The organism is Bradyrhizobium sp. (genome assembly GCF_017881085.1).
In the GTDB taxonomy this organism is placed as follows: Bacteria; Pseudomonadota; Alphaproteobacteria; order Rhizobiales; family Xanthobacteraceae; genus Bradyrhizobium.
Window position 1 is genome coordinate 1 of the sequence record NZ_JADGRI010000159.1, and the last position, 11,743, is coordinate 11,743.

Below are 11,743 nucleotides of genomic sequence, written 5' to 3' on the forward strand. Positions count from 1 at the left end.
TGTCCGCCGACGCCGCCTGGAATCCGGCCGAGCGCGCCGCGCCGCGTCTGCCCGATATCGGGCCGGCGATCGTAACGGCGGACACGATCGAAGACGTCGCCAGGCTGATGTCCAGCGGCAAGAAGACGGCAATGTTGCTGCGCGGCCGCGCCCTTGTCGGCGCCGGGCTGGAGGCGGCGGGGCGCATCCACGCCAAGACCGGCGCGCGGCTGTTGTGCGATACTTTTGCGCCGCACTCCGAGATGGGCGCCGGTCGCGTGCCGGTGGAGCGCATTCCCTATTTCGGCGAGCAGGTCACGGCGTTTCTTGCCGGAACCGAGCAGCTGGTCCTGGTCGGCAGCACCCCGCCGGTGTCGTTCTTTGCCTATCCGAACAAGCCGAGCTGGTGTGTGCCCGAGCCTTGCGAGCTGATTTATCTTGCGCAACCGCACGAAGACGGCGCCCGCGCGCTGGAGAGTCTGGCCGACGCACTGGGAGCGCCGCAGGAGATATCGGCCCGTGTGCCGCTGCAATTGCCGGGCCTGCCGACCGGTTTGTTGAATTCGCTCAGCATCGCCCAGATCATCGCCCAGCTGACGCCGGATCATGCGATCTATGCCGACGAATCCAACACCTCCAGCCTGCCGCTGCTGATGACGCTGACGCGCGCGCGGCCGCACACGCATTTGCCGCTGGCCGGCGGCTCCATCGGTCAGGGATTGCCGCTCGCCGTCGGTGCGGCTTTGGCCGCTCCCGATCGCAAGGTGGTCTGCCCGCATGGCGACGGCGGCGCCGCCTATACGATGCAGGCGCTGTGGACCATGGCGCGCGAAAAGCTCGATGTGACCACGGTGATCTACGCCAACCGGTCCTATGCGATCCTCAATTATGAACTGTATCGGGTGGGTGTGACGACGGTCGGCGAAAACGCGCGCTCGACGCTCGATCTGCACAATCCGGAGATGAACTGGACCCAGATCGCGAGCGGTTTAGGCGTCGAAGCCAGCCGTGCCACCACGGCCGAAGAATTCGCCGCGCAATATCAATCGGCGATGAAGCACAGAGGGCCGCGCCTGATCGAGGCGATGATTTGAGGAGGGCTGCCGTGGACACCGTCGAAGCGCTGCGGGCCGTCGTTGGTGAGACCGGCGTATTGAGCGCGGCCGATATCGCGACCCGATCCGCCGGCATTCTGCGTCCGGACACCCTCAAGGCGCGGGCGCTGGTGCGCCCCAGGGACACTGGCGAAGTTTCGAAAACCGTCCGCTGGTGCCATGACAACGGCGTGCCGATCGTGACCCATGGCGGTCTCACCGGTCTCGTCCACGGCGCCGATGCCTCGCCCGAAGAGGTGATCGTCTCATTGGAGCGGATGCGCGCCATCGAGTTGATCGATCCGGTGCAGCGCATCGCCGTGGTGCAGGCCGGGGTCACGCTGCAGGCGCTGCAGGAAGCGGTCGAACCGCACGGCCTGAGCTTTCCGCTCGATCTCGGCGCGCGCGGCAGCGCGACGCTTGGCGGCAACGCGGCAACCAACGCCGGCGGTAATCGCGTGATCCGCTACGGCATGATGCGCGACATGGTTCTGGGTCTCGAGGTCGTATTGGCCGACGGCAGCATCCTTTCGTCAATGAACCGCCTGATCAAGAACAATGCCGGCTACGACCTCAAGCAGGTCTTTGTCGGCTCCGAAGGCACGCTCGGGATCATCACGCGGCTGGTACTGCGGTTGCGCGAGAAGCCGAGTTCGCAGGACGTCGCCATCGTGGCGGTGCCGTCGTTCGAGGCGCTGACGAAATTGCTCAAGCATATCGACGGCAGTCTGGGCGGATCGCTCTCGGCCTTCGAGGTGATGTGGCAATCCTTCTACCGCCTGGTGACGTCGCCGCCGGCCAGGGGCAAACCGCCGGTTGGTCAGGACCATCCATACTACGTCCTGATCGAAAGCCTCGGCGCCAATCCCAAACCTGATTCCGAACGCTTCGTCGCGGCGCTGGAATCCGCGCTGGAAGCAAAGCTGATTTCGGATGCGGCGGTAGCGCAGTCGGAGAGCGACCGCCGCGCCTTCTGGGCGCTGCGCGACGATGTCATGCAGGTCGTGGTCGGCGGCATGCCGGTCGTGTTCGACATTTCGCTGCCGTTGGCGGCGATGGAACGATATGTCGAGGACTTGCGCCGGGATCTGAGTGCCGGGATCGGCGAACACAGGCTCTGGATCTTCGGCCATCTCGGAGACGGAAATCTGCATGTGATTGTTCAGGTCGCCCCGCAGGACTACATGACGTTGCGGCCGAAGATCGAGGCGCTGGTCTATGGTCCGCTCGGCAGGTTCGGCGGATCGATTTCGGCGGAGCATGGAATCGGGCTAGAGAAGAAGCCCTATCTTTCGGTATGCCGGAGCGAAAGCGAGATCGCGCTGATGCGGCTGATCAAGAAGGCGCTCGATCCCGAGGGCATCCTGAATCCCGGAAAAATCCTCTGACTGGTCTAAGTGATGAAAAATCTGCCGTTGGGAAAAGTCTATCAACTCTTGGAACCCGGCCCGGTGGTGCTGCTTACGACGGCACGGAAGGGCCGCGCCGACGTCATGACCATGTCCTGGCATATGATGGTCGAATTCGAGCCGCCGCTGATCGCCTGTGTCGTCAGCAGCGCCGATTACAGCTTTGCGGCGCTGACGGCGACCAGGGAGTGCGTCATCGCCATTCCGGCGCGGCACTTGGCGCAGAAAGTCGTCGACGTCGGCAACAGCTCCGGCCGCGACGTCGCGAAATTCGAAAAGTTCGGCTTGACGCCGGTCAAGGCCAGGGACGTCGGCGCGCCGCTGATCGCCGAGTGCTTCGCCAATCTCGAATGCAAGGTGGTCGATAGCCGCCTCGTGAACAAATACAACCTGTTCGTGCTCGAGGTGGTGAAGGCCTGGACCGATCCGAAGCAGCCCAATCCGAAGACCATCCACCACCGCGGCTATGGCAAGTTCGTGGTGGATGGCCCCGTGATCAAGCTGAAATCGAAAATGCGATAACAGGTCCGCAACGTCCCTTCCGGCAAATCTTCCGCTAGCGACAAACGCTGGATGCCTGACGTATGCTGCGGCTGTGTCGCCGCTCTGGTCGCACCGGGAGTGCGAGCTGGCCGGATGCGAAAGTGACGGCCTTATTTCCTGCAATTACGGAAGCTAAGCATGAGGCGGCGCGAAACAGCTCCGCGCGTTCCGATTTCATTGTTCTTCGGGGAGTACAAGATGATCACATCGTTTAGAATGGCGCTTGCTCTGTTGGGCCTCTTTGCCGTTGCGAGCTCCGCGCCGGCAGCCGCGCAGACGCCGTCGCCGGAGGGGGCCAAGGTTTACTTCATCAATCTGAAGGACGGCGCCGAAGTGGATAGTCCGTTCCTGGTGCAGTTCGGGCTCTCCGGTATGGGCGTTGCGCCGGCCGGCGTGGAAAAACCGAACACAGGCCACCACCATCTGCTGATCGATGCCACGTTGACCGCAGAGCAAATGCAGGAACCGATTCCGTCCGACGACAATCACAAGCATTTCGGCGGCGGCCAGACCGAAGCCATGGTGACCCTGCCGAAAGGCCAGCACACTCTGCAACTCGTGCTCGGCGATTGGACGCACATCCCGCTTGCGCCGCCGGTGATGTCGGAGGCGATCACCATCACGGTGCGCTAACTCGCCGGTAACGTCGACCGGTTCCTCGCCATCCGTGGCGCGGTCGCCTTCGAGCCCGACGACCAGCGCCACCGCTCCCCTTCGTTCAATTCGGCCTGAAGGCAGCAACATGTGTGCCACCTCGTTGGCCTGCGCAAATCCGAAGCATGAACAAATTCCGCTCAGCGAATGAGCAACTGCACGTCATAAAAGCTGCGCTCAGGGAATGAGCAAGGCAGCCTCCAAAATCCAACTCGCTGAAAATACGAATGATTTTTCGTATCGGCATTGCATACAGTCATTGTACACAATGGCACGCGCCTTGCTTCATTCACTCCCGAGAGTTCTCGCGCGCGGGGTGCGAACGTCATGGCGAACCCAAGACCGCCGTCCAGCGGTACCGTCGTTGCGGAACCAGAACCGATCGATCTCGACTGGTCAGCGACAGCTCTTCTCATCATCGACATGCAGCGCGATTTCATGGAGCCGGGCGGTTTCGGCGAAACGCTCGGCAATGACGTCTCGCAACTGGCGCGCGCGGTGAAGCCGATCGCATCCGTGCTCGACGCCGCGCGCGAACTCGGCATGCTGGTCGTGCATACCCGCGAGGGCCATTTGCCCGATCTGTCCGACGCGCCGCCGGCCAAGATCGAGCGCGGCGCGCCAAGCTTGCGCATCGGCGATCCCGGCCCGATGGGACGGATCCTGATCCGCGGCGAGGCCGGCCACGACATCATTCCCGCGCTCTATCCGCACGACAGCGAGATCGTCATCGACAAGCCGGGCAAGGGCGCGTTCTACGCCACCGAACTCGGCGATACCTTACAGAAATACGGCATCGAGAATCTCCTGGTGTGCGGCGTCACCACCGAGGTCTGCGTCAATACAACTGTGCGCGAGGCCAACGACCGCGGCTATCGCTGCGTGGTGCTGGCCGACGGCTGCGCTTCCTACTTTCCCGAATTCCACGAGATGGGCCTGAAAATGATCAAGGCCCAGGGTGGCATCTTCGGCTGGGTGTCCGACTCGGCCGCGGTTCTCAAGGCAATGACAACGGAGACTTCGAACAACTTGGCAGCGGGAGCTTCGCGATGAGCACGAGCATGACGGGGACTGTCGGAAAGCCCGACTTCAAGCCGGTATTGTGGACATCCGGCGACTGGAACGCGTTCTTTGGATTCGGTACCAATATCCTGGTCAACATGCTGGTGCTTACCGGCCTGTTGCGTTTCGTGCTGAAGATGCCGGACTCGCTGGTGTTCAGCCGCATCCTGCCGGCGCTCGGCCTGATGATGTGCCTCTCCACCTTCTATTATGCGTGGCTGGCCTACCGGCTGGCGCAGAAGACCGGCCGCACTGATGTCTGCGCACTGCCTTCGGGCGTCAGCGTGCCGCACATGTTCATCGTTACCTTCGTGATCATGCTGCCGGTCACCATCAAGACCGGCGATCCCATGAAAGGCTGGTCGGCGGGCCTGGTCTGGGTGTTCTTCCAGAGCTTTATCCTGATGATCGGCGGCTTCATCGCGCCCGTCATTCGCAGAATCACCCCGCGCGCGGCGCTGCTCGGGACGCTGGCCGGCGTCTCCGTGACCTTCATCTCGATGCGGCCGGCGCTGGAGATGTACATGACGCCGCAGATCGGTCTGGTCTGCTTCGCCATCATCCTGGTGAGCTGGTTCGGCGGCGTGAAATATTTCAAGGGAATTCCGGCAGGCCTCGTCGCCATCGCGGCCGGCATGATCATCGCCTGGGGCTCGAACCTGTTCGGTCTCGGGCTCGGCGGGCTGAGCGTCAAGGGCGTCGGCGACGCCTTTGCGAGCTTCGGCTTCTCGGTGCCTATCCCGGCGGTCGGACAGGTGTTCTCCGGCTTCGAATTCCTCGGCGTCATCCTGGTCACGGCGATACCCTTCGGCATCTACGATCTCGTCGAGGCCATGGACAATGTCGAGAGCGCGGAAGCCGCCGGTGACGAATATCCGACCACGCGGGTCCTGACCGCCGACGGCGTCGTCAGCCTGATCGGCTGCCTGATGGGCAATCCCTTCATCAACGCAGTCTATATCGGCCATCCCGGCTGGAAGGCGATGGGCGGGCGGATCGGTTATTCGGCCGCGACCGGCATCATGGTGGTCGTGCTGTCGTGGTTCGGCATCATCTCGGTGCTGCTGGCGCTGGTGCCGGTGGTCGCGATCTCGCCGATCCTGCTTTACATCGGCATGCTGATCGGCGCGCAGGCGTTCCAGACCACGCCGGTCAAGCACGCGCCGGCGATCGTGCTGGCGCTGACGCCGCATCTGGCGGCCTGGGCCAAGCTCCAGATCGACACCATGCTCGGCTCGACCCTGAGCGCGGCGCAGACGGTGGGCGGCCTTTCCGCCGACAAGGTGGGCGACGTCAAGGCCGCGGCGCTCGCGGCGCTGCCGCAACAGGGAGTGCTCTATCACGGGCTTGAGGTGCTGGGCGGCGGTTCGATCCTCGCCGGCCTCATTCTTGGCGCGGTCGGCGTGTTCGTGATCGAGCGCGACTTCGTCAAGGCTTCCGCCTTCGCGCTTGCGGGCGCCGTACTGACCTATTTCGGCTTCATGCATGGCGAGGCCGTCGGCATCGGCGGCGGATTCGGCGTGACGCCCGCGGTCGCACTGGCCTATGCGGTCGTGGGGGCCGGACTGTTCGCGCTCAGCAAGCTGGAGACGAGCGCGCACTACGTCCCGCATCCGGATATGTCGATGGCGGCGCCGGCGGAGTGAAATTTTGGAACTGTGCGAGCCTGGCGTGATTGTCGACGCCGGGCTCGCCAAAACTGAAGACGTTACGTCGCCAAGTCCAACAGCCGCGGCGAGCCGCGCAGCAGCACGCTGCGGCCTTTCGGCGTCAGGACGGCGCGGCTGTCGGTCGTCTCGGCAAGCCCCAGCGCGATGAGATTTTCGACAACGAATCGATTCAGCGCGCGAGCCCTCGGGGCGGGCGCGCGCAGCGCCTTCAACATCTCCCATTGATCCGGCGTGAGATCGTAATCGAATTCCGGGTTCATACTGCCTCGAATGCGCTGGTGACTTTCGCGGGTGTCTTACAAACCGTGCGTGAACGGCATGCGACCATAATGAGTCCGGATTTCGATTAACACGCATCTTAGAATGCTATTCTTAGAATTGCTGTGAGTTCGCCGGTAACGCGCCTGTCACAACAACGTGTCAATGGAGGCTATCGACCATCCCGAATCAGGCGGTGACGGCAATGCCGTTGCCCGATTGGATAGACACTGGAAGCCATAGTGCCGCAAAAGACGTCCGGCAGCGGCTCCCGATTGAGAGGGCTGGGGGTCGTCGTCGGCATTGCCATCGCGGCAATCGCGATATTCGCGCTGACGCACGCGCTCAAGCACGTCAACTACGACGAGGTCTTCGCCATCGTGGAACGAACCGACGCCGGCGTCCTCGCGCTGGCGCTGATGCTGGTGGTGTTCTCCTACGGCAGCCTGACAATCTACGACCTGCTCGCGCTTCGCACCATCGGTCGGCCGGACATTCCCTATCGAATCGCGGCGCTCGCAAGCTTCACCAGCTATCCGATCGCCCATGGCATGGGCGCGGTGGCGCTGGTCTCGCCGGTCATCCGGTATCGGATCTATGCCTGCAACGGTCTCGGCGCGCTCGACGTGGCGAACATCTGCTTCCTGACCGGGCTGACATTCTGGCTGGGCAATCTGACCGCGCTGGGGCTCAGCCTGTTTTACGAGCCGGGGGCCATCGGCCTGGTGGATTATCTGCCGCCGCAGATCAACCGCGCGCTGGCGGCCGCGGTGCTGGTCGGCGTCGCCGCTTTTCTGGTCTGGAGCTGGCGTGCGCCGAGACGGCTCGGGACGCGAAGGTGGCCGGTCCGGCTTCCGTCAGGGCCCATGGTGCTGCTGCAGATCGCCATCGGGCTGTTCGATCTCGGCGCCGCGGCGCTTGCGATGTATGTGCTGATCCCAGCCGGGATGAATATCGACTTCTTCCGCCTCACTGCCGTATTCATCGCCGCGACGCTGCTCGGCTTCGCCAGCCACACGCCGGCGGGATTGGGCGTGTTCGATGCCGCGATCCTGCTCGGCCTCGGCGGTGTGGACCGGGAGCCGTTGATCGCTGCGCTCCTGATGTTCCGCTTCCTGTATCATTTCCTGCCCTTCGTGATGGCGCTCGGCCTGTTCGGAGGTGTGGAAGCGTGGCGGAGTTTGCGCATGAAGCGTTAGCCGCGCTTCGATCTCACACCGGCGAATTGAGCTTGAGCCCGACCATTCCCGCCACGATCAGTGTCAGGCACAGCAATCGAATCGGATCGGCCGGCTCGCTGTAAACCAGGATGCCGACCAGGATGCTGCCGACGGCGCCGATGCCGGTCCACACCACATAGGCCGTGCCGAACGGCAGCGATCTCAGCGCAACCGCCATCAAGCCGAAGCTCAGCGCGATGGCGAGCGCCGTCGCCGCGGTCGGCCAGAACCGCGTGAGACCATCGGAATATTTCAGGCCGAACGCCCAGGCGATCTCGAGCAATCCCGCCGCAACAAGTGCCAACCAGGCACTCACGGCGCGTTCGGCTCGCGCGGCAACGTCATCACGGCGTATTGCGCATAACCGCGGAACGGACGATCGAACCTCAGCCTTGCGCCGTTGCTTTTGGCCATCGCCGCCAGCATGGCCTCGAGATCGTCGCGCGGCGTGACGTCGAATATCCTGAGCCATTGCAACAGCAGCGCGCGAGCTATGGAGGGCAGTCGCTCCTGATTGCCGAAATCGACCACGTGCAGACGCCCGCCGGGCGCGAGGCGCCTTGTGGCCGCCTGGAGAACGCCGCGCCAGTCCGGGATCATCGAGAGGCTGTAGGAGATCATCACGTGATCGAAGCAGGGCAGCCCGAATAAAAGCTGTGGATCGAAGGCGATTCCATCGCCGTGCGCGACGCGAATTCGGCCGGTCAGGCCGCGCCGCGAGATTGCCGAGATCGCCGACGTCAGCATCTCTGTCGAGACATCGATGCCGAAAAATCGCGCATCGGGGTAGAGGCCGGCCGCCAGCACCAGGTTTCTGCCGGTGCCGCAACCGATTTCCAGCACGTTCGAGCCGGAGGCAGGTTGCAGCCCTGAGATCAGCCGGTCCCGGCCGAGCAGATAATATCGTCGCGTGCCGTCGTAGATGTGGCGTTGCCGGCGGTACATCCGGTTCATGCGGCTGGTGGCCTCGTCCGGCCACGCGGCGTCGGCGTCGAGTTCCGGGGAATAGAGAGACATTGCTGCACCTCCTGCTCGCCTGTCGCATATTCCCTTCGGATGTTCGCGCGACAGCGGTGTGACAGCCGCGCGCGCCCTCATGAATGGTCCCGTAATTCCACCGATGACTCGCGTCGCCATAACGCCGCGAGCTGTCGCAAAACTGCAGTGAGCCGGCGATACCCTCATCAGATTGTTGATTCGAGGGATGGATGAACACGCAATTGATCGCGGACGCGGTTCGCAACTCCAGGGATGAGGCCGAGGCGACGGTTTGGGACAGGCTGTTCGCGTTCTGGTTCCGTCGTCTGGTTTACACCCAGATCTGGGAGGACCCCGAAGCCGATCTCGCTGCGCTGCAACTGCCACTCGGCTCGACCATCGTCACCATCTCCTCCGGCGGATGCAACGCGCTGTCCTATCTCACGGCGCAGCCGGCCCAGGTCTATGCGGTCGATCTCAATGAGGCGCATCTGTCGCTGCTCAAGCTGAAGCTTGCCGGACTTCGGGCATTTTCCGGTTATGCCGAGTTCTGGCAGTTCTTCGGCGAGGCCGCTTCCGCCTCCAACTCGCAGCTCTACCGCGATCGGCTGTGGCTGATGCTGGACGCCGACACGCGCGCCTATTGGGACAAGCGCAACATCGTCGGCCGTCCGCGGCATGCCTATTTTACCGACGGGTTTTACCGTCACGGCATGCTCGGCCGTTTCATCGGGCTCACGCATCTGCTGGCGAAATTGGCCCGGATCGATCTCACGGCGCTGCTGACCGGCAAGGCCAACGACCCCGGACGCCTGCAGGCGCTCGATCGGCTGGACCGGCTGTTTCACTCGCCCTTGGCGCGCCTGCTCACCGGCACCCCGGCGCTGCTGTTCAGTCTCGGTATTCCGCCGCAGCAGCGGGCGCTGCTCGGCGCCGGCGCCCCGCTCAACGAGGTGCTGCATCAGCGGTTGCTGCGCCTGATCAACGGTCACCCCAATGAGACCAATTATTTCGCCTGGCAGGCGCTGCATCGCAGTTATCCCGGTCCCGGCGATCGCTGCCTGCCGCCTTATCTGCAGCGCCGCCAGTTCGAACGGATGCGTGACGGCGCCGGCCTGATCATCCCGGTGCACGCCAATCTCCGGCAGTTCCTGGAAAATCTTCCGGCGCGCGAGGTCGATGCCGTGATCCTCCTGGACTCGCAGGATTGGATGGCGCCAGACGAGATCGCAGCACTCTGGAACGCCATCGATCGCACCGGGCGCGACGATGTTCGCGTGATCTTCCGCACCGCCGGCACCGAGTCTCCCCTGGAGAGCGCGGAGCTGGCGGACCTGCGCCAAATCTGGCGCCGCGACGAGGAACGAAGCGCCATCGGCTTCGCGCAGGACCGCTCGGGAATTTACGGCGGCTTCCACTGCTACGTCAGGCGCTGATCGGTTCGGCGGCGTCGCGCGGCCGAGATCCTTCGTCACGGCTGGCCGGAGCCACCGGCGGAGCCATAGACCTGGCCGGTAGCAAAACTGGCGTCGGCGGCCGCGAGCTGGACATAGATCGAACCGAGTTCGGCGGGCTGGCCGGCGCGGCCGATCGGGGTCTGGCCGCCGAACTTTTCCAGCTTCTCCATCGTCGCGCCGCCGGAGACCTGCAGCGGTGTCCAGATCGGCCCCGGCGCGACCGCGTTGACGCGAATGCCTTTCGGCGCGAGCTGCTTCGCCAGGGACTTGACGTAGTTCATGGTCGCCGCCTTGGTCTGCGCATAGTCATAGAGATCGGGGGAGGGGTCATAGGCCTGCTCGGAAGCCGTGCCGATGATGACCGAACCGGGCTTCAGATGCGGCAGCGCCGCCTTGATGATCCAGAACGGCGCGTAGATGTTGGTCTTCATCGTCGCGTCGAAATCTTCCGTCGTGATATCCAGGATCGAAGCCCGCGTCTGCTGCCGGCCGGCGTTGCTGACCACGATGTCGAGACCGCCAAGTCCCTTCACCGCGCGGTCGACCAGTTCCTGACAGAATTTCTCGTCCCGCAGATCGCCGGGAATGGCCAACCCGATACGTCCCTCCGCCTTGATGAGATCGATGACTTCCTTCGCGTCGGGCTCTTCGGTCGGGAAATAATTGATCGCGACATCGGCGCCCTCGCGCGCATAGGCGATGGCGGCCGCGCGGCCCATGCCGGAATCGCCGCCGGTGATCAGCGCCTTGCGCCCCAACAGCCGGCCCGAGCCTTTATAACTGGTCTCGCCGTGGTCCGGCCGCGGATCCATCTGGCTCGCGAGCCCCGGCCAGGGCTGCGACTGCCTTTTGTAGGGCGGCCTCGGGTATTTATCGGCCGGGTTGCGCAGTTCCTGCTCGCGCGTCATTTCGTCGTTTCCTTGTGCGATCGAGGGAGCCAGCGATGTAGCGGCGCCGACCGCCGCCATGCCGGCGCCGCCGACGACGGTCCTTCGCGATATCGGGGGCTTGCTGTCCGTGGTCATTTCGCAACTCCGCTGGTGACAATCATCAACCCCCGGCGTCGAATTTCGTTTCGTCCGACCGCCGTTGAATCCGCAACCGGCGCCGCTCTCGAGAATGCCGCCAGGACGCGTCTTCACGATCTCGCGGCGTGATGCGCCCGAGCTTTGCCGGAAATTTCCTCGTCCTCCGATCAGAGGGCGCAGGGAATGCCGGGCGCCCGATGCGCCCGATAGCCGCGTGTGCAGGGGTAGTGTGAGAAGTGCACACGCGTTAGTCAGGTCACACCGGAATCACCCGGCATTCCCCGCGCAATGGTTTACGGCTTATAACGCGCTCTTGTGTCTGCAAAATCTGGCAGAATGTGCGAACGGGCGGCTCTGACCAGCCGCCCGTCGCTGGATCTGAGCCCGTTCG

General features: G+C 63.7%; 12 protein-coding genes. 8 read left to right on the forward strand and 4 right to left on the reverse strand.

All coding sequences use genetic code 11. The features are described from left to right. From QZ213_RS16020 to QZ213_RS16045, 6 genes are all read left to right on the forward strand, one after another. Positions 1–1,073: acetolactate synthase large subunit (locus tag QZ213_RS16020; protein ID WP_291687065.1), on the forward strand; the 1,073-nt coding region annotated here is incomplete at its 5' end. Between the two features lie 11 nt (positions 1,074–1,084). Further along, on the forward strand, positions 1,085–2,461 hold the full coding sequence (locus tag QZ213_RS16025) for an FAD-binding oxidoreductase (protein WP_291687066.1): 1,377 nt from the start codon (positions 1,085–1,087) through the stop codon (positions 2,459–2,461). Between the two features lie 12 nt (positions 2,462–2,473). Further along, positions 2,474–3,004, forward strand: a complete 531-nt coding sequence (locus tag QZ213_RS16030) for a flavin reductase family protein (RefSeq protein ID WP_291687067.1) — start codon at positions 2,474–2,476, stop codon at positions 3,002–3,004. Positions 3,005–3,241: 237 nt separating this feature from the next. Then, complete coding sequence (locus QZ213_RS16035) at positions 3,242–3,658, forward strand: DUF4399 domain-containing protein (RefSeq protein WP_291687076.1); 417 nt, start codon at positions 3,242–3,244, stop codon at positions 3,656–3,658. A gap of 348 nt (positions 3,659–4,006) precedes the next feature. Then, entirely contained in the window at positions 4,007–4,732 is a 726-nt protein-coding gene (locus QZ213_RS16040) for an isochorismatase family cysteine hydrolase (RefSeq protein ID WP_291687068.1), read from the forward strand. Continuing rightward, on the forward strand, positions 4,729–6,387 hold the full coding sequence (locus QZ213_RS16045) for a regulator (protein ID WP_291687069.1): 1,659 nt from the start codon (positions 4,729–4,731) through the stop codon (positions 6,385–6,387). The genes QZ213_RS16040 and QZ213_RS16045 overlap by 4 nt, the downstream gene beginning before the upstream one ends. A gap of 62 nt (positions 6,388–6,449) precedes the next feature. On the opposite strand, the gene QZ213_RS16050 is transcribed toward QZ213_RS16045, so the two are convergent. Further along, a complete protein-coding gene (locus tag QZ213_RS16050) occupies positions 6,450–6,671 on the reverse strand; it encodes a hypothetical protein (RefSeq protein ID WP_291687070.1) in 222 nt (73 codons plus the stop codon). Positions 6,672–6,911: 240 nt separating this feature from the next. On the opposite strand from QZ213_RS16050, the gene QZ213_RS16055 reads away from it, so the two are divergent. After that, on the forward strand, positions 6,912–7,868 hold the full coding sequence (locus tag QZ213_RS16055) for a lysylphosphatidylglycerol synthase domain-containing protein (RefSeq protein WP_291687071.1): 957 nt from the start codon (positions 6,912–6,914) through the stop codon (positions 7,866–7,868). 13 nt (positions 7,869–7,881) lie between these two features. Here QZ213_RS16055 and QZ213_RS16060 read toward each other — a convergent pair whose 3' ends face one another. Further along, a complete protein-coding gene (locus QZ213_RS16060; RefSeq protein ID WP_291687072.1) occupies positions 7,882–8,205 on the reverse strand; it encodes a multidrug efflux SMR transporter in 324 nt (107 codons plus the stop codon). Beyond that, on the reverse strand, positions 8,202–8,906 hold the full coding sequence (locus QZ213_RS16065) for a class I SAM-dependent methyltransferase (protein ID WP_291687073.1): 705 nt from the start codon (positions 8,904–8,906) through the stop codon (positions 8,202–8,204). The genes QZ213_RS16060 and QZ213_RS16065 overlap by 4 nt, the downstream gene beginning before the upstream one ends. 191 nt (positions 8,907–9,097) lie before the next feature. Here QZ213_RS16065 and QZ213_RS16070 point away from each other — a divergent pair, with 191 nt between their 5' ends. Continuing rightward, positions 9,098–10,303, forward strand: a complete 1,206-nt coding sequence (locus tag QZ213_RS16070) for a BtaA family protein (RefSeq protein WP_291687074.1) — start codon at positions 9,098–9,100, stop codon at positions 10,301–10,303. A gap of 35 nt (positions 10,304–10,338) precedes the next feature. Here QZ213_RS16070 and QZ213_RS16075 read toward each other — a convergent pair whose 3' ends face one another. Continuing rightward, positions 10,339–11,349 (reverse strand): SDR family oxidoreductase, encoded by a 1,011-nt coding sequence (locus QZ213_RS16075; protein WP_291687075.1) that lies wholly within the window; start codon positions 11,347–11,349, stop codon positions 10,339–10,341. Between the last annotated feature and the right edge of the window lie 394 nt (positions 11,350–11,743).